Source organism: Phenylobacterium terrae, assembly GCF_042681205.1.
Taxonomy (GTDB): domain Bacteria; phylum Pseudomonadota; class Alphaproteobacteria; order Caulobacterales; family Caulobacteraceae; genus Phenylobacterium; species Phenylobacterium terrae.
In genome coordinates this window covers 306,560-324,004 of record NZ_JBHUEY010000001.1, presented here as the reverse complement: position 1 = coordinate 324,004, position 17,445 = coordinate 306,560, and the positions used below count along the sequence as shown (strand labels likewise).

The 17,445-nt window shown below is 70.9% G+C and carries 17 protein-coding genes; 5 read left to right on the top strand and 12 right to left on the bottom strand.

Annotated elements, in window-relative coordinates:
- Positions 1 to 4 precede the first annotated feature (4 nt).
- The 3 genes from fixJ to ACFSC0_RS01535 form a co-directional block, all read right to left on the bottom strand.
- Complete coding sequence (gene fixJ / locus ACFSC0_RS01545; protein WP_377281109.1) at positions 5 to 607, bottom strand: response regulator FixJ; 603 nt, start codon at positions 605 to 607, stop codon at positions 5 to 7.
- Entirely contained in the window at positions 600 to 2,093 is a 1,494-nt protein-coding gene (locus ACFSC0_RS01540; protein WP_377281110.1) for a PAS domain S-box protein, read from the bottom strand. Before ACFSC0_RS01540 ends, fixJ begins: the two co-directional genes overlap by 8 nt.
- A gap of 80 nt (positions 2,094 to 2,173) precedes the next feature.
- Positions 2,174 to 2,824: a helix-turn-helix domain-containing protein gene (locus tag ACFSC0_RS01535; protein WP_377281111.1), complete on the bottom strand. Its 651-nt coding sequence runs from the start codon at positions 2,822 to 2,824 to the stop codon at positions 2,174 to 2,176.
- Between the two features lie 176 nt (positions 2,825 to 3,000).
- On the opposite strand from ACFSC0_RS01535, the gene mobA reads away from it, so the two are divergent.
- Both mobA and hemN read left to right on the top strand, forming a co-directional pair.
- Positions 3,001 to 3,582, top strand: a complete 582-nt coding sequence (mobA, locus tag ACFSC0_RS01530) for a molybdenum cofactor guanylyltransferase (protein WP_377281112.1) — start codon at positions 3,001 to 3,003, stop codon at positions 3,580 to 3,582.
- A gap of 55 nt (positions 3,583 to 3,637) precedes the next feature.
- On the top strand, positions 3,638 to 5,032 hold the full coding sequence (gene hemN / locus ACFSC0_RS01525) for an oxygen-independent coproporphyrinogen III oxidase (protein ID WP_377281113.1): 1,395 nt from the start codon (positions 3,638 to 3,640) through the stop codon (positions 5,030 to 5,032).
- Positions 5,033 to 5,112: 80 nt separating this feature from the next.
- On the opposite strand, the gene ACFSC0_RS01520 is transcribed toward hemN, so the two are convergent.
- Positions 5,113 to 5,508: a hypothetical protein gene (locus ACFSC0_RS01520; RefSeq protein ID WP_377281114.1), complete on the bottom strand. Its 396-nt coding sequence runs from the start codon at positions 5,506 to 5,508 to the stop codon at positions 5,113 to 5,115.
- Positions 5,509 to 5,672: 164 nt separating this feature from the next.
- The gene (locus tag ACFSC0_RS01515) at positions 5,673 to 6,437 is read right to left on the bottom strand and encodes an SDR family oxidoreductase (protein WP_377281115.1); all 765 of its coding nucleotides are present in this window, start codon (positions 6,435 to 6,437) and stop codon (positions 5,673 to 5,675) included.
- Positions 6,438 to 6,875: 438 nt separating this feature from the next.
- Between ACFSC0_RS01515 and ACFSC0_RS01510 the strand changes: the two genes are divergently transcribed.
- Positions 6,876 to 8,729, top strand: coding sequence for a phosphoenolpyruvate carboxykinase (GTP) (locus ACFSC0_RS01510; protein ID WP_377281116.1), 1,854 nt, complete (start codon positions 6,876 to 6,878; stop codon positions 8,727 to 8,729).
- A 233-nt stretch (positions 8,730 to 8,962) separates the two neighbouring features.
- Here the strand turns inward: ACFSC0_RS01510 and ACFSC0_RS01505 are convergent, their stop codons facing one another.
- The 5 genes from ACFSC0_RS01505 to ACFSC0_RS01485 form a co-directional block, all read right to left on the bottom strand.
- Positions 8,963 to 9,748: a L,D-transpeptidase gene (locus ACFSC0_RS01505; protein WP_377281117.1), complete on the bottom strand. Its 786-nt coding sequence runs from the start codon at positions 9,746 to 9,748 to the stop codon at positions 8,963 to 8,965.
- 111 nt (positions 9,749 to 9,859) lie between these two features.
- Positions 9,860 to 10,117, bottom strand: coding sequence for a hypothetical protein (locus ACFSC0_RS01500; RefSeq protein ID WP_377355039.1), 258 nt, complete (start codon positions 10,115 to 10,117; stop codon positions 9,860 to 9,862).
- Positions 10,118 to 10,464: 347 nt separating this feature from the next.
- Entirely contained in the window at positions 10,465 to 12,393 is a 1,929-nt protein-coding gene (locus ACFSC0_RS01495; protein ID WP_377355037.1) for a polysaccharide biosynthesis protein, read from the bottom strand.
- A 219-nt stretch (positions 12,394 to 12,612) separates the two neighbouring features.
- Positions 12,613 to 13,320 carry a TorF family putative porin gene (locus ACFSC0_RS01490; protein ID WP_377281120.1) on the bottom strand — a complete coding sequence of 236 codons (708 nt, stop codon included), beginning with the start codon at positions 13,318 to 13,320 and terminating at the stop codon, positions 12,613 to 12,615.
- A 206-nt stretch (positions 13,321 to 13,526) separates the two neighbouring features.
- Positions 13,527 to 14,327, bottom strand: a complete 801-nt coding sequence (locus ACFSC0_RS01485; RefSeq protein WP_377281121.1) for an SDR family NAD(P)-dependent oxidoreductase — start codon at positions 14,325 to 14,327, stop codon at positions 13,527 to 13,529.
- Between the two features lie 104 nt (positions 14,328 to 14,431).
- Between ACFSC0_RS01485 and queF the strand changes: the two genes are divergently transcribed.
- A complete protein-coding gene (gene queF, locus ACFSC0_RS01480; RefSeq protein ID WP_377281122.1) occupies positions 14,432 to 14,887 on the top strand; it encodes a preQ(1) synthase in 456 nt (151 codons plus the stop codon).
- A gap of 104 nt (positions 14,888 to 14,991) precedes the next feature.
- Here queF and ACFSC0_RS01475 read toward each other — a convergent pair whose 3' ends face one another.
- Positions 14,992 to 16,128 (bottom strand): AGE family epimerase/isomerase, encoded by a 1,137-nt coding sequence (locus tag ACFSC0_RS01475; protein WP_377281123.1) that lies wholly within the window; start codon positions 16,126 to 16,128, stop codon positions 14,992 to 14,994.
- Positions 16,125 to 16,697 carry a nitroreductase family protein gene (locus tag ACFSC0_RS01470; RefSeq protein WP_377281124.1) on the bottom strand — a complete coding sequence of 191 codons (573 nt, stop codon included), beginning with the start codon at positions 16,695 to 16,697 and terminating at the stop codon, positions 16,125 to 16,127. Before ACFSC0_RS01470 ends, ACFSC0_RS01475 begins: the two co-directional genes overlap by 4 nt.
- A 122-nt stretch (positions 16,698 to 16,819) precedes the next feature.
- Between ACFSC0_RS01470 and ACFSC0_RS01465 the strand changes: the two genes are divergently transcribed.
- A complete protein-coding gene (locus ACFSC0_RS01465) occupies positions 16,820 to 17,428 on the top strand; it encodes an NUDIX domain-containing protein (protein WP_377281125.1) in 609 nt (202 codons plus the stop codon).
- Positions 17,429 to 17,445 lie beyond the last annotated feature (17 nt).

Sequence of the window (17,445 nt, the reverse complement as noted above, 5' to 3'; positions counted from 1 at the left end):
GGCGCTAAAAGCCGGCCAGCAGGGCCATGCGGACGAGTTCGGAGAGGCTCCCGGCTCCGGTCTTGGTCATCACATTGGCCCGATAGACCTCGACCGTCCGAGGGCTGATCCCCAAGTCGAAGGCGATCACCTTGTTGGGTTTGCCGGCGACGATGCCGCGCAGCACGTCGGTCTCCCTGGGCGAGAGCTGCTCCAGCAGCGTATGGAAGCGTCGCCGCTCCTCGTCTTCTTCCGCCTCCCGGCCGCGGGCGGAGAGCGCCGTGCGGATGGCGGAGAGAAGCGCCTCGTCGTCGAAGGGCTTCTCCAGGAAATCCACGACTCCGGCCTTCATGGCTTCGACCGCCAGCGGCACGTCGCCGTGGCCGGTGATCATGATCACCGGGTGGGGCACGCCGCGCTCCTTGAGGCGCCGCGTCAGCTCCAGGCCGCTCATCTCCGGCATGCGCACGTCGCTGACGATGCATCCGGGCGCGGGATCGCCGGCCGCCAGGAAGTCGACGGCGGACTCGTAGGTCGCCGCCTTCAGGCCGGCGCTGTCGAGCAGGAAGGTGAGGGACTCCCGCATCGCCGGGTCGTCGTCGATCACATGGACAACAGGGTCAGTCACTGTCGCTCAGTTCCTCCAGGCGCGCGGCGCGCAGTGTGAAGTGGAAGTCGGCGCCGCCGTCGCGGTTGGGCTCGACCCAGATGCGGCCGCCGTGGGCCTCGACGATGGTGCGCGAGATGGACAGCCCGACGCCCATGCCCTGGCTCTTGGTGGTGATGAAAGGCTGGAAGAGCTGGTCGGCGATCTGCGGGCTGATCCCTGGGCCGGTGTCGGAGACGATGACCTCGATCATGTCATCCGGCGCCTGGCGGGTGGCGACCCACAGTTCGCGCCGGGGCGTCTCGTGCATCGCGTCGACGGCGTTGCGCATCAGGTTGAGCACCACCTGCTGGATCTGCACCTTGTCGGCCAGCACCAGTTCGGCGCGCCGGTCGAGATCGTAGCGGACGCGGATGCCGTACTCCTTCGCCCCGACCAGGGCCAGGGCGCCGGCCTCCTCGATCAGTTGGGGAAGGCTCTCGATGCGGCGCTCGACCTCGCCGCGGGCGGCGAAGTCGCGCAGGCGGCGAATGATGGTGCCGGCCCGCAGCGCCTGCTCGCCGGCCTGGGTGAGCGCCCCCTTCAGCTTCTCCGGATCGCCCCGCCCGCTGTCGATCAGCCGCACCGAGCCTTTGACGTAGTTGGCGATGGCCGACAGCGGCTGGTTGAGCTCGTGCGCCAGGGCCGAGGCCATCTCGCCCATCGAGGTCAGGCGCGAGACGTGCACCAGTTCGGACTGCAGGTCCTGCAGACGCCGCTCCGCCTCCTGCCGCTCGGACAGGTCACGGACGAAACCGGTGAAGTAGCGCCGCTCCGCCGAGCGCATCTCCCCGACCGCCAGCTCCATGGGGAAGGTGGACCCGTCCTTGCGTTCGCCCACGACCACCCGGCCGATGCCGATGATGCGGCGTTCGCCGGTCGCGAGGTACCGCTGAAGGTAGCCGTCATGCTCCTCCCGATACGGGCTGGGCATCAGCATGCTGACGTTGCGCCCGACGGCTTCCGGCGCCGCCCAGCCGAACAGCCGCTCTGCAGCGGCGCTGAACGACTGCATCAGCCCCTTCTCGTCGATGACGATCATCGCATCGGGGATGGTGTCGAGGATCGACTGGAGATGCGCCTCGCGCTGGCGCAGCTCCCGCAGGGCCTCTTCGCGGCGGGCCACGGTGCGGCGCAGGTATTCGCCCGCCACGCCGGCCCCGAGGCCGATGGCGACGAAGGCGAGGGCGCTGACCTGGTTGGCCGCGTCGGTCAGCAGAGGAGATCCGGTGATGGCGGCGAGCATGGTGAGCGCGAGGCCGCTCGCCAGAAGGGCAGGGCCCAGGCCGCCGACCGCGGCGCTGATGGCGACCGCCGGCACGAACAGCAGGAAGAGGGCTTGGTCCTGCAACTCGGGATCCAGCAGCAGGCGGAGGGCGGCGGTGGCTATCGTCGCGGCGAGGGCGAACGCATAGGCGGCCAGTGGGCGGCGGATCGGCCCTCTCGGACTTGCTGGTCGCTCGAACACGTGACTGGCCGCTCGCCCCCGGTTGGTGAGGCAACCTAGCCAACTCCCGTGCCCGACGCGACGATCCGGTGCGGCGCTGGTCAGGCGGCGAGCCGGGAGAGGGCGTCGTGGTTCCTGACCTGGAAGTGACGACAGCCGGCGAACTCGACGATCCGGCTGGTCTGCAGCTGGGTCAGCATGCGTGAAACGGTCTCGATGGTCAGGCCCAGGTAGTCGGCGATGTCCTGTCGGCTCATCGGCAGATCGACGGCGCCGGATCCGCGGCGCTCGACCATGTCGGCGAGGAAGCTGGCGACCCGCTCGCAGGCCGTCTTGCGGCCGAGCAGCATGAGGTGGCCCTGAGTGCGTTCGAGTTCGCGGCGGGTGGCCTGCCACACCGCCCGCTCCAGGGACTCGTCGTCGGCGAGCCTGCGCAAGGCGGAGCGCTTGAGCACCAGGACCTCGCATTCGCAGAGCGCTTCGGCGGCGTAGCGGCGCTCAGGGCCGGGCTCCAGACCGAAGACCTCGCCGGCGTAGTAGAACTCGCCGATCTGGCGGCGGCCGTCGCTCATCAGGCGGATGGTGCGCACGCCGCCGCGGACGACGGCGTATACGAACTCGGTCCCATCCTCCTGGGCATAGATCTCCTCGTCCTTGGCGAAGGCCATGCGCACACCGTGCCGCATGAGCGCGTCGGCCAGCCCGTCCTGGGCCGGATCACCGAGATCTTCGAACGCATACGCCAGAGACATCTGTCTTGCTCCTCGCCAGCGCCTCAGAGGTACGGCTCGGCTGGGCGAGGCGAAATTCGGGGAATGCGCTTAAGTAGTCGTACGGAGGAGCCGCTGCCGGGGACGAGGAGATCCAGGTTGGACCAAGGGGTCGATCATCGATGCGCCGCTGAGGGCCAGGCGCGGAGCCGGATCGGATGAGTCTCCGCCTGGCCGCCGTCGTCCTGGCCGGTGGGGAAGGCCGGCGGATGGGGGGCAGCAAGCCGCTGCGCGCCTGGCGGGAAGGAACCTTGCTTGAGGAGGCGTTGCGCAAGGCCCGCCGCTTCGCCCCCGACGTCGCCGTCGCGGTGCGTTCCGCGGATCAGGTCGGCTTGGTCGACGCGCCGCTGCTGATCGACCGCGCCGACCTGGCGGGGCCGCTCTCAGGGCTCGCATCGGCTGTCGCCTTCGCCGAGTCGGTCGGCGCCGAGGCGGTCCTGACGGCGCCCTGCGATGCGCCGCTGCTTCCCGAGGACCTGGCCGGGCGGCTCGCCGAAGCGCTGACCGCCGGGCAGGGCGTCGCCATGCCGGTGAGCCATGGCCAGTGGCAGCCGGCCTGCGCCCTCTGGAGATCGACCTTGGCCGCCGCGCTGGCCGACTACGCCGCCCGGGGTGGGCGATCGCTCCGCGGCTTCGCCGAGGAGGCGGGACTGCGGTTGGTCGACTGGGGCGCGCCGGAGCCGGACCCCTTCGCCAGCGCCAATACCCCCGAGGACTTGTATCGACTTAGCCGGACCTAGTTCCGGCTTGATCCAGATCAGGGCCGGGCGTCCGGCGCCAAGGCATTGCGGGGCCATGCCTGCAACCGACCTCCTGACCCCCGTCCGTCCGACCCCCCGACCCACGCCCGAGCTCATCGCCAGGTACGACGGCCGCGCGCCGCGATACACCAGCTATCCGACGGCGGTGCAGTTCACGCCGGACGTGCAGGAAGAGACCTATCGCGGCTGGCTCAAGGCCCTGCCGGCGGACGAGGCGGTCAGCCTCTACGTCCACGTGCCGTTCTGTTCGCGGCTGTGCTGGTACTGCGGCTGCAACACCCGGGCAGTGAACCGGCACGAGCCGATCGGCGAATACGTCCGCTACCTGCTGCGCGAGATCGCCATGCTGGAAGGCGCGCTTCCGGGCCCGCTGCGCGCCAGCGGCCTGCACTTCGGCGGCGGCACGCCCAACATGTTGGCCATCGAGGAGCTGGACGCCATCGTCGCCGAGCTGCGCCGGGTGTTCGGCTTCGAAGAGGGCGCCGAGATCGCCGCCGAGCTGGACCCGGCCAGCCTGACCCGCGACTGGGTGCTGGCCGCCGGCCGCAACGGCCTGAACCGCGCCAGCCTGGGCGTGCAAACCCTGGATCCCCAGGTGCAGGAGGCGGTGAACCGGCGCGAGAGCTACGAGGAGATCGCCGTCTGCGTGGCGGCGCTGCGCGAGATCAGGGTCCGCTCGCTGAACCTCGACCTGATGTACGGCCTGCCCTACCAGACGACGCAGAACGTGCTGGCCACGGTCGACAGGATCCTTACCTTCAAGCCCGAGCGGCTGGCGCTGTTCGGCTACGCCCACGTCCCGTGGATGAAGAGCCACCAGCAGCTGATCGAGGAGCAGGCCCTGCCGGGACCCGCGGAGCGGCTCGACCAGAGCGAGTCGGCCGCCGAGCGGCTGCAGGCCGAGGGTTATGTCCGCATCGGCATCGACCATTTCGCCCTGCCGACCGACGAGCTGGCCATCGCCCACGCCGAGCGCCGGCTGCGGCGCAATTTCCAGGGCTACACCACCGACTCCGCCCGCACCCTGCTGGGCGTCGGGGTCTCGGCCATCGGCTCGCTCCCCCAGGGATTCGTCCAGAACATCGCCCAGGAGGTGGGGTGGCGCGCGGCCGTGGACCAGGGCCGGCTGCCGATCGCCCGGGGCGCGCCGGTGACCGACGAGGACCGGTTCCGCGGCGAGATCATCGAGCGGATGATGTGCGACTTCGCCGTCGACCTGGCGGCGATCTGCGCCCGGCACGGCCGCAAGGTGGCCGAGCTCGCCCCGGCGGTCGACAAGCTGGCCCCGTTCGAGGCGGACGGACTGGTGGCCATCGACGGCGGCAAGATCGCGATCACCGACAAGGGCCGCATCTTGGTCCGCTCGGTCAGCGCCTGCTTCGACGCCTATTTCGCCCCCGAGGCGGTGCGCCACTCCAAGGCGCTCTGAGCGGCGGCGCGCCGCGCTTGACGCCCGTCAGGGCTAAGGGCGGGAACGAGAGGGGCCGGGTGCAAGGCGGCCTCGCCATCCTACTCGAGCGGCGCGTCCGGCGACGGCTCGGCCGAGAGCACGGCCCTGACGCCGGCCAGGCCCTGGGAGTCGAGGCACACGTTCACGGCCGCGACGAGGACCTGGGCGGCGGGCAGGCCGCCTTCGTCCAGGATCAGCCGGATCGTCGGGCTCGGCGCGGTCGCCGGGCCGGGTTCGTAGGCCCACGACGGCGGGCGGGCTCGCCCGTCGGCCAGCCGCAGCTCCTTGAAGAACTCGTCCTTGCAGCGCTGCGCGCGGGCGACATACCTCAGCCTGTCGCCCCGCTGGTCGGGGTGCTGCACGATGGCGACGTGGGCCACGGCCGGCGCCGAAATGGCCGGGGCCGCGCCGAAGAGGGCGGCGAGCGAGGCGGCGGCGGCGAGGGCGATGCGCATAGGGCTTCCTGTCCTTGAAACCGGGCCTCTGCGATCACCGGCGGGCTCATCATTGGACCGCCAAGACCGCCAAGAGGCGCCGATGGTCATCGCACAAATCTCAGCGCTTGCGGCGGTCTTGGCGGTCGAGCGGCTTGCCTTGGACGTGGCCTCGCCGTCGGGCCTCACACCTTGCAGATCGAGGCGCCGCCGTCGGCGTACATCGCCGAGCCGGTGACGAAGCTCGAGCGGTCGGAGGCGAGGAAGAGCGCGGCCTGGGCGATCTCTTCGGGCTCGGCCTGACGCTTCACTGCGTGCAGCGAGCGCACCAGGGCCTGGGCCTCCGGGGTTCCGGCGACGCTGCGCCCCATCGGCGTGTCCACCCCGCCGGAGAGCAGGGCGTTCGCCCGCACCCCTTCGGGTCCGTACTCGACGGCGATGGCGCGCGCGAGCCCCACCAGACCGGCCTTCGCGGCCGCATAGGGGCCAAGGCCCGGGAAGGCGGCGGCATGCCCCACGAAGCTGGACGTGAAGATGATCGAACCGCCGCCGCGCGCCAGCATGGCGGGGATCTGTCGCCGCGCGCCGAGGAAGGCGGCGGTGAGGTTGACGTCGAGGACCTTGCGCCATGTGGCCTCGTCCACCTCGGCGAGCGGGCCGGGGACGCCGACGTCGCCGGCGTTGTTCAGGGCCGCGTCCAGCCCGCCGAACCGCTCCACCGCCGTATCGACCAGAGCCCGGGCGGTGTCGGCCTCGCCGACGTCGCCGGCCACGACGGCGACCGCCCGGCCGGTCGCGTCGATCTCGGCGGCGGCCCGGGCGAGCGGCTCTTTGCGGCGGGCGTTCAGCACCAGGCGCGCGCCCTCGCGCGCGAACAGCTGCGCGGCGGCCAGGCCGATTCCCGAGCTCGCCCCGGTGATGATCACGACCTTGTTCTCGAGCAGTCCCATGTCGTCTCTCCTCAATGTTGGAGAGGCCATGCTGGGAGAGCCGGCGGCCGCAGAAACTCCGCTGCTTGCTGTGCAATGCGCCCGGGCCGTTCCCCTCCGCCTAATGAATAGTTAAGCTTCTCCTGGCGCGGCTGGGGGAATCCCGTCACCTGACCCGGGACGGGATCAAAATCTCGCTCAACTGCGTTTCTGACGTGGTGGCTCAGCTGGTCGGGCGGCTAGCCGGGGAGGCGCGTGGAATGGCCGGAACTTGGCTCAATGCTGAGGCGTGGCGGTGCTGAAGGCGCCGACCATCGTGGCGCCCTGCGCCGTTTTGGGCGGCGCCCGGTTTGCAGCGCAAGCTCCACAGTTTAAGGAACCCGTCACAAACGGCCGAGCGGCGAACCCGAACCGGGGCATTAGAGTTCTGGGCGCCTGCCAACGGCGAAGGAGTGCTTGATGACCGTATCCCGCGTCCCGGCCGGCCTGGAGCCTGCCCCCACCCGGCATGCCAAGCTGGTAGAATGGGTGAGGCGGATCGCCGAACTCACCAAGCCCGACCGGGTGCGCTGGTGCGACGGGTCGGACGAAGAGTGGAACGAGCTGACCGCCGAGCTGGTCAAGGCCGGCACGCTGAAACCGCTCAATCCGGAAAAGCGCCCCAACTCCTTCTACGCCGCCTCCGATCCGCGTGACGTCGCCCGCGTCGAGAGCCGCACCTTCATCTGCTCCGAGAAGCCGGAAGACGCCGGCCCGACCAACAACTGGCTCGATCCCAACGAGATGCGGGCCGACCTGAAGAACCTGTTCGACGGCTGCATGAAGGGCCGGACCATGTATGTGGTCCCCTTCTGCATGGGCCCGCTGGGCTCGAAGATCTCCGCCCTGGGCGTCGAGATCACCGATTCGGCCTACGTCGCCGTGTCGATGAAGATCATGACCCGGATGGGCAAGGCCGCCCTGGACGAGCTCGGCGAGGACGGCTTCTTCGTGCCGGCGGTCCACTCGGTCGGCGCGCCGCTGGAGGCCGGCCAGCAGGACGTTCCCTGGCCCTGCAACGAGATCAAGTACATCGTCCACTTCCCGGAGACCCGGGAGATCTGGAGCTACGGCTCCGGCTACGGCGGCAACGCCCTGCTCGGCAAGAAGTGCTTCGCCCTGCGCATCGCCTCGGTGATGGCCCGGGACGAGGGCTGGCTCGCCGAGCACATGCTGATCCTCAAGCTGACCTCGCCGGAGGGCAAGAGCCACTACGTGGCCGCCGCCTTCCCCAGCGCCTGCGGCAAGACCAACATGGCCATGCTGCAGCCGACGCTGCCGGGCTGGAAGGCCGAGACGATCGGCGACGACATCTGCTGGATGCGGTTCGGGCCCGACGGGCGGCTCTACGCCATCAACCCGGAGGCCGGCTTCTTCGGCGTCGCCCCGGGCACCGGCGAGGAGACCAACAAGAACGCGGTCGCGGCCTTGCACGGCAACTGCATCTTCACCAACGTCGCCCTGACCGACGACGGCGACGTCTGGTGGGAAGGGCTCACCAAGGAGCCGCCGGCCCACCTGACCGACTGGCGCGGCCGCGACTGGACGCCGGAGTCCAAGGAGCCGGCCGCCCACCCGAACGCCCGCTTCACCGTGCCGGCCAGCCAGTGCCCGGTGGTCGCGCCCGAGTGGGAGGATCCCGCCGGCGTGCCGATCTCGGCCATCCTGTTCGGCGGCCGCCGGGCCAGCGCCGTGCCGCTGGTCACCGAGGCCTTCGACTGGGCCCACGGCGTGTTCATGGCCTCCAACGTCGCCTCGGAAGGCACGGCGGCGGCCGAGAACAAGATCGGCGAGCTGCGCCGCGACCCGTTCGCCATGCTGCCGTTCTGCGGCTACAACATGGGCGACTACTTCGGCCACTGGTTGAAGATCGGCGAGCAGGCGGACGTCTCGAAGCTGCCGCGCATCTACTTCGTCAACTGGTTCCGCAAGGACGAGAACGGCAAGTTCGTGTGGCCGGGCTTCGGCGAGAACGTGCGGGTCCTGAAGTGGATCGTCGGCCGCCTGGAAGGCAAGGCCGAGGCGGTCGAGACCCCGATCGGCCGGCTGCCGACCGCCGAGGCGCTGGACCTGTCGGGCCTGAACCTCACGCCGGCCCAGCTGAACCTGCTGCTGACCGTCGATCCGTCCGTCTGGCTGGAAGAGGCCTCGCTGATCCCGCCGGCTTACGAGAAGTTCGGCGAGCGGCTGCCCAAGGCCCTCTGGCGCGAGTACGAGCAGCTGCTGGCCCGCCTGCAGAAGGTGGCCCGCCCGGTGACAGTCGCGGCGGAGTAGGCGGCTAGCGGCCCGCATCCCTTACCTCCCCCGCGAAGCGGCGGGAGGGGGACCAGTCGCCGAAGAGCGACTGGTGGAGGGGGCGGGCCGCAGCCAGTGCGACCCGAACATCTCAGCTGAATCTGTCGTGGGCGCCGTGTGTGGGCTCGCCCCCTCCGCCCCCCGCTCTTCAGCAGGCCCTTGCCGGATTGGGCGGGCGGTCCGCCTCCCGCCGCTTCGCGGTAAGGTAGGAGTTACCGCCCCCAGCGACCGAACAGGGCCTTGATGGAGCGCGGACCTTCGCGCCAGCGCTCGTCCGACGGCTCGGCGATATCGGGGCCCCGCACGCGCTTGCGCCGCCGCTCGTCCTTGGCTTCGGCCGCGGCGTGGCGGGGCGAATGGAAGGCCGGGAAGACTTCGGCCATCGAGCGGGATTCGGGCAGCACGTAGAAGACGCCGCCTTGCCCGGAAAAGGTCGGGCGCACGATCTGCTTGTAGAAGGCCGAGGTCACGTTGATGCAGCCGTAGGTGATCCGGTTGTCGTCCGGCTCTGGCGAGCGCAGCCGCTGCATGCGCCGCTCCTTCGGGTTGGAGGTGACCACCGGGTGCAGCGACACCGCCGTGGCGTAGTCCACCCACAGCACCTTCTTGCGGCCCTTGGCGGGGCCGTAGGCGGCCATGAAGCGTCCGGCCGGGGTGGTGCGCTCCTCCGGCGCGATCTCGTTCAGTTCGCGGTCGCCGATGCCGGGGACCGAATCGTCGCCGAACGCGGCGCCGATCAGGGCGGTCGTCGCGCCGAGCAGCTCGCCTTCCGGGGCGAACACCAGCACCTCGGCCGTCGCCTTGTCGACGATGGCGAACGGAAGGCCGCGGTTGTCGCCGGAAGCGATGATCCAGTCGGCGAGCTGCGCCGCCTGGTGGGAGGCCGGCGCGGCGGCCGGCGCCTCTTCCTTGGACTCGACGGCTGCGGTCGCCAGCGACGGCGCGCCCACCCCGATTACGCCCAGCCAGAACGCTGTGGCCGTCAGCACTGTCTTCATTCAAGTCGCCTGCGGTCTACTGGAATCAGGGGCCAAGCCGAGCCCTGCCGCACGCGCCGAAGACGCCCGCCGACCAGCTCGCCTTGGCCCCCCTATTCTACTGTGAAGGTGTCAGTTCCGGGGCGTCCTCATACGCGCTTGTTCGAGCTGGTCCACCCGGCCGGTCAGCTGATCGATCCGCTGGTTGGCCGACTGGGCGTCGGTCGCGGCCTGCTGCGCGGCGGCGGCGGCGGCGTCGGCCCGGCGCGCAGCGTCTTGCGCCCGTGCGTCCACGGCGTCGACCCGAGCGTTAACCCCGGCGATCTGCTCGTCCACGTATCCGCGGGTGGCGCAGGCGCTGAGGCTCAGCCCGCCCAACACCAGGGCCATCGCGAGGCGGACGCTCGCAGTGCGGTTAGTCGGCATATCCAACATCCTCTTCAGTTTGGGCACGGACGATCTCCCAGCCAGACCCGCATCGACGCCGCGGGAAAACGCATACTCGAGGTCGCCAGGTCTGCACGGCGAGCGGCGAGGCCGCCGCCGCGTAAGCTGGGCTGGCACGTCAACGCTCACGGTTACGGCCATGTTCCGCGTAGAGTTACGTGGCCGACATTTTGTGGCCGATCGGCGCCGGTCCGTGGGCCGCCCGCCCGGATTGGGCAGGCGAGCCGCGGGGGACGATGCGGCGAAGGCGCCTTGATCCGGCGCCGACTTTGCGGCGGCCTGTCCGGCCGCTAGCCGCCGGCGACGACGCGCAGGTTCGGCGGTCCGCCGGCCTTTTCGCCGCGGATCTGCGAGACCAGGTCGAACAGGGCGCGGCGGACCGCGTCCACATCGCCCCGCTCGGCCAGCGCCTCGAGCTCTTCGAGGTGGCCGCGGGTGATCCGCAGGGCCGAGCTGGAGATCACCTCCATCACCTGCGGCGCGCAGGGCACGGAGCGCTCGGTCTCGTCCAGCAGCGCCTCGGTCAGCTTCTCGCCGGGCCGCAGGCCGGTGATCTCGATCTCGATGTCGCGGCCGGGCACGCGGCCGGAGAGCGCGATCATCTGGCGGGCCAGGTCCATGATCCGCACCGGCTCGCCCATCTCCAGCAGGAACAGCCGCGCGTGGCTGGCCTCGCCCTCCGCCGAGGCGGCGGTGGCGTGCAGCACCAGCTGCGAGGCCTCGGGGATGGTCATGAAGAAGCGGGTCATGTCCTGGTGGGTGACGGTGACCGGCCCGCCCCGCTCGATCTGGGACTTGAAGATCGGCACCACAGAGCCGGCCGAGCCCAGCACGTTGCCGAACCGCACGGCGGCGAATCGGGCCCCGTCGTCGCCCTGCTGGGCCTGGATGACCGCCTCGGCCAGGCGCTTGGTCGCGCCCATGACGTTGGTCGGGTCGACCGCCTTGTCGGTGGAGATCAGCACCATCTGGGCGGCCCCGCAGGCGCGCGCCGCCTCGGCCACGTTCCAGGTGCCGATGACGTTGGTCAGCACGCCCTCGCACGGGTGCCGCTCGACCATCGAGACGTGCTTGAGGGCGGCGGCGTGGAAGACGATGTCCGGCTTCTCGGCCATGAAGGCGTCGGCCACCCGCCGGGCGTTGCGCACGTCGCACAGCACCGCGTTGCGGGACAGCTTCGGATAGGTCTCGCCCAGCTCGCGGTCGATCTCGAACAGGCTGGTCTCGGAGACGTCCAGCAGGGTGATGTGCGCGCAGCCGAAGGAGGAGACCTGGCGGCACAGCTCGGCGCCGATGGAGCCGCCGGCGCCGGTGATCAGCACCCGCCGGCCGCGGATCAGGTTGGCGATCGGGCGGCGGTCGAGCTCGATGGGGTCGCGCGCCAGCAGCTCCTCGACGCTGATCTCGCGCATCGGCACGAGGGTGACGCCGTCGTGCTGGCGAAGCTCGATGATCCCGGGCATGCGCAGCAGGCGGATGCCGTCGCTCTTCAGCCGGCCGACCTGGTCGGCGGTGAGGCCCTTCAGACGGGCCGGCTCGTCGAGGAACAGCACCGCGCGCGGATAGCGGTTCCAGCGGCGCAGGTCGGCGAGGGCCGCCTCGAGGTTCTGCAGGCTCTCGATGATGCAGACGCCGCGCACCTGCTGGCCGACGTCGCGCGGATCGGGACCCACGATGCCCACCGGGGTGTAGCTGGAATCGTGCCCGCGGGCGGTGTTGCGCAGGTAGGTCTCGGCCAGCGCCGGCGGGCCGATCAGCAGCAGCGAGGGCCCGCGCGGCGTGCGGTCGGTGATGGTCCGGAGCGGGGCCAGGATGTCGAGCGCGTGCTCGTGCAGGGCGCGCCGCGCGATTCGCACGGCCACCGCGCCGAACATCTGGAACGCCGCCGCCAGCGCCAGGGCCGAGCGGGGCAGGGTGCTCGCCCGGTCGAGGACCCAGACGGCGAGCAGGAAAACGCCGGCGGTGAGCACGGCCGTGCGGGCCAGCACCAGGGCGTCGGGAATCGAGGCGTAGCGCCAGGGCGATAGCTCCCGGCGGAACATGACCGTGAAGCCGCCGGCGATCACCGAGTACAGCAGGGTGTACTGGGCCACGATCAGCACCGGCTCGCCGACGATCCCGAGGTTCGACCAGCGGCCGACGGCGATGGTGTAGGCGACGACGAAGGCGGCCGCGGCGATCGCGACGTCGGCCAGGATTGTCTGCACACGGAAGGCCATTCGAGGCATGAGTCGCTCCGCTGCTTTTCCGGACCTTAGTCGCGGCGCCAAGATCATCAAAACCGTCTGCGGGGTCTCCGCCGGGCCGAGGCGGCGACGCCGTGGCGTCCAGGGCCAATATAGAACCGCCGGACCTTAGAGGCGGTGGTCGCGCCGGCAAAGAGAAAAGCCGCCGCGCAGGGCGCGACGGCTTTCCGAAGTCATTGAACTGTGACGCGATTACAGCGTCAGCTTGAGGCTCGCGACGATGCGCTCTTCCGAGATGTCGCCGAACGGCTCTTCCTGGGTGTCCCAGTAGCGGATGTCGAGGCCGACCTTGTCGGTGATCGCGTAGCCGAGGCCGACGTTCCAGGTCGTGTAGTCGAAGTCGCCGAGGCCGTCGAATTCGACTTCCTGGCGGCCGATGGCGGCCGACAGGGTCGCCTTGTCCGACAGCGGCATGGCGCCGTTGACTTCGTAGTAGAGGCCCTCGTCGGCGGCCGCGCCGGTGAAGTCGGGCGAATAGAACAGGGCCGCGCCGAGGGTGGCCTGGCCGACCGGGACCGAGGCCGCGGCCTTCAGTTCCCAGTAGTTGTAGTCGGCGCCCGACGGCTCATCGATGTAGGCGTAGTAGATCGCCCCGAAGTCCAGCGTGAACGGGCCCGCGGTCGGGCGCACGCCGGCGTAGAAGTCGACTTCGGCGTCGGTGGAGTCGAGGAAATCGACGTTCGAGGCCCAGACGCCCGCGTAGAGCATGCCCGAGGTGACGTCGGCGCCGCCGAACACCTGCACGCCCTCGTCGGTCTGGCTGACGCCGCGGAACACGTAGTCGCTGGCCACGCCGATGTTGAACGAGACGTCGACGGCGGCGTCTTCCTGGGCCAGGGCCGAACCGCCCATGGCGAGGCTGGCCGCTGCGCCGAGCAGCGCAAACTTCAAAGCTTTCATGGATATCCCCTTCTCTCCGGGGCCGGTTTGACTCCGGCCATCACGCCTGCATCGCCTTTGGGAGCCGCCGTCACAACGAGCGGGGGCGACACAGCCCGGCCAAGCTAGGGGATGATCAGTTAATAGGCGTTAAGGGCGCGGGGCGCCCGCTAAATCGGCGCCAAGGCTGTGGCCTGGCGGCAACGGCCGGGCCCCGCGCCCGAGACTCACCGCATCGACATCGGCGCGTAGTTCAGGTGGCTGCCGGCGTCGATCAGCAGGGTCTCGCCAGTCACGTGCCGGGAGTAGGGCGAGGCGAAGAACACCGCCGAGGCGGCGACGTCCTCGGCGGTGGAGGCGACCTTCAGCGGGGTGGCGGCGGCGGAGCGTTCGCGCATCTGCTGCACCCGCTCTTCCGGCAGGGCCTTGCCGAACCAGGGCGTGTCGATGAACCCCGGGCAGATGGCGTTGACGCGGATCTTCGGGGCCAGCGCGCGGGCCAGCGACAGGGTCATGGTGTTGAGCGCGCCCTTCGAGGCCGCATAGGGCACCGACGAGCCGATGCCGACCACGCCGGCGATCGAGGCGGTGTTGACCACCGCGCCCGGCTGCGGCGCGGCCTCCAGCAGCGCGCGGCAGGCCCGCACCATCTGGAAGGCGCCCACCACGTTGACCGAATAGAGCCGCAGGAAATCGTCGGCCGAGACCGCGTCCATGTCGCCGTGGGCCGCGAAGGTGGTGGTCCCGGCGTTGTTGAACAGGGCGTCGATCCGCCCGTAGGGCTCGGCGGCCTGGGCGATCTTGCGGCAGTCGGCGTCGGCGGCGACGTCGCCCTGCACCAGCACCGCCTCGGCGCCGTGCCCGCGGACCAGGCGGGCGGTCTCCTCGGCCTCCTCGGCGCTGCGCGCGTAGTTGACCACCACGGCGCGGGCGCCGCGCGATGCGGTCTCCACGGCGATCGCCCGGCCAAGCCCGGTCGATGCGCCCGTCACCACCACCACGTAGCCGTCGAAGTCCTTGCCCGCCATGCGCCGGGTCCTCCCTTTGGTGTTGTTGCTTGGGTCCGTGATAGCGGCTGGCTGCGCCGCTGTCTCGGTTGCGGGCGCCCGCGCGCCCGCGTAAAGCCCGGGCCATGGAGACCACCGGCCTCACCCAGCTCGGCCAGGACGTGCGTGGCTTTGCGAGCCCCGACGAGGCTGTGCTCGAGAAGGCGCCCAACCCGCAGAAGGGCGTCGTCTACCTCGCCCGCTTCACCGCGCCGGAGTTCACCTCGCTGTGCCCGGTGACCGGCCAGCCGGACTTCGCCCACCTGGTGATCGACTACGCACCGGGCGAGTGGCTGGTGGAGTCCAAGTCGCTGAAGCTCTACCTGGGTTCGTTCCGCAACCACGGCGCCTTCCACGAGGACTGCACGGTCGCGATCGGCCGCCGGATCGTCGAAACCGTCCAGCCGATCTGGCTGCGGATCGGCGGCTACTGGTACCCGCGCGGCGGCATCCCCATCGACGTCTTCTGGCAGAGCGGGCCCCCGCCGGAGGGTCTGTGGATCCCCGACCAGGGCGTGCCGCCCTACCGCGGCCGGGGCTGAAAGGTTAACGCGCCGGCTTCTCCCGTTAGGAATTGCGCGGCGAGAGGCTGGCGGACCGCCGGCGATTGGCCTATAAGTCGTCTGCCCAACTCTCCTCGGGCGTGTCACCTCAGGCCGGGCGGTGCGGAAGCGCCGTCCGGCCGTCGGTTTTTCGGCAGGTCGGCGATCGCGCCGATCAGGTGATAGAACGAGCTGGCCGGCGCCGGCTCGTCGACGAACCGCCCGTCCAGCTGCATGTATTCCCGCCACAGGCCAGGCCTCGCCGGCTCCAGGAACCGGCGGACGGCGAGCGCCGCCTCGGCCTGCTCGTCCGGCGTTCCGAAGAGCGTCGCGGCCCGCAGCCATTCGGTCTGGCCCCACAGCCGCGCGCGCGGCTCCAGGATGGAGAAGTCGTCCTCCAGGGCCTCCACGACGACGCCGCGGACGGCGTCCACGCCTCTGAGGCCGGCCGCGTAGAGCGGCCCGGCGGCGGCCCGGCCCTCGGGCGCGCCGGTGAGCGTGCTCCAGCGGTCCAGCAGATAGGCCCACTCGAACTGGTGGCCGGGCTCGACCCGGCGGCCATCCCCGCCCGGCGCGGGCCGCCAGCCTTCGTCGAACATCTCCCGCAGGAAGCCGCCCTCGGGATCGATGAAACGGGCCAGCGCCAGCCCGGCGATCTCGTCCGCCAGCGCCTGCCAGGGCGCCCCGCCGCCGGCCTCGATCCAGGCCAGGGCCGCCTCGAAGAGGTGCATCTGGGCGTTGGCCTGGAAGGGATGGGCGTAGGTCTCGCGAAAGCCCCCGGCCGGGTGGCGCAGCTGGTCGAGCGCGGCGAGCAGCCGGCCGGCGAGGCCGGGCAGGTCGCGGCGGCCGGGATCGACCTGGTGCACGGCGGCCATGGCCAGCAGGGCGAAGGCCTGCTCGTACAGCCGGGGGGTGTCGTCCAGCACCTCGCCTTCGGCCGACATGATCGCCCGGTAGAGGCCGTCCGGGCGCCGGTAGCGGTCCAGCAGGCAGTCGAGGCCGTGCCAGGCCGCATCGCGCCACTCCCCGTCCCAGGCGAGCCGGCCGGCGGTCGCGTAGACGAAGGCCTGCCGGGCCTGAACGCGCGCCCGGCGCGGCTCGCGCGGGGCGAGGTCCTCAGCCAATGCGTCGAACCAGCCGCCGCGCGCGTGGTCGGCGCCCGCCCGCCACCAGAGCGGCAGGGCGGCCTCGCGCAGCCAGCGGTCCAGCCAGTCGGCGTGCTCGCCGAAGCCGTCGGTCACGGGCGCCAGACGCTCGTCAGGGCGGCCGGGTCGGCCCGTTCGCGCTCCAGCGGCGGCTCGTTGGCGGTGCCCAGCATGACGACGCCGGCGATCCGCTCCTCCGGCGCCAGGCCGAGGATGGCGCGCGCCTCGGCGTCGTAGGAGTACCAGTCGGTGATCCAGTTGGCGCCGTACCCCATCGCCTGGGCCCCGATCAGCAGCAGGGTGCAGACGGCCCCGGCCGAAAGCTGCTGCTCCCACTCCGGGATATCCAGGCCCGGGCGGGCCCGCGAGACGACCACCACCGCCAGCGGCGGGGTCTTGAGCTTGGCGAGCTTGGCGACCGAGCGGGCGTCGCCGCGGCCCTCGGCGAGCGCCTCCAGGCGGGCGGCGGCCTGCGCCTTGGCCTCGCCCTGAAGCACGACGAACCGCCAGGGCGAGAGCTTGCCGTGGTCGGGGACCCGCACGGCGATCCGCAGCAGGGCGTCCAGCTCCGCGGGCGAGGGCGGCGGCTCGGCCAGCGTCACGGCCGAGGCGGAACGGCGGCGGGCCAGGAAGTGCAGCACCTCCGGCGCGGGGGTCTGGGGCACGGGCTCGCCGAAGGCGGGAGGCTCAGGAAGGGGCAGGGGCAAGGGACGTCTCGCAAGGCGACGGCGTTGTGTGGAGGCTCTTATTGGCCCACAAGGCGGGCTCGGCAAGGCTAGATGAGAACATGTCGCAAAAACCTGCCTGGCTCCGGCCCCACGGCTCGCCCTGGAAACGGCTCTCGGAGCGGCCGATCTACGACAACCCCTGGATCAGCGTGACCGAGCACCAGGCGCTGGCCCCCACCGGCAAGCCGGCGACCTACGGCGTGGTCAGCTTCAAGAACTACGCGATGGCCGTCCTGCCGCTGTTCGACGACGGCTCGACCCTGCTGGTCGGCCAGCACCGCTTCGCCCACCGGGACTACAGCTGGGAGATCCCCGAGGGCGGCGGCCCGATCGACCAGGACCCGCTGGAGAGCGCCCGGCGCGAGCTGCGCGAGGAGGCGGGGCTGGAGGCGGCGCAGTGGCTGCCGGTCATGAAGGTTCAACTCTCCAACGCTATCACCGACGAGATCGCGATCGGCTACATCGCGACGGGCCTGACGCCCGTTCCGGCCGATCCCGACGAGACCGAGGAGCTGGCTCTGGCGAGGGTCCCATTCCGCGAGGCGCTGGAGGCGGCGCTCGCCGGCCATCTTCCCGACGTGCTGACGGTGGCGATGCTGCTGCGGGCCTACCATATGGCCAGGGAAAGGGCTTTGCCGGACGCGCTCGCGCGCGCCATGCTAGGATAGGGAGATCGCCCATGGGC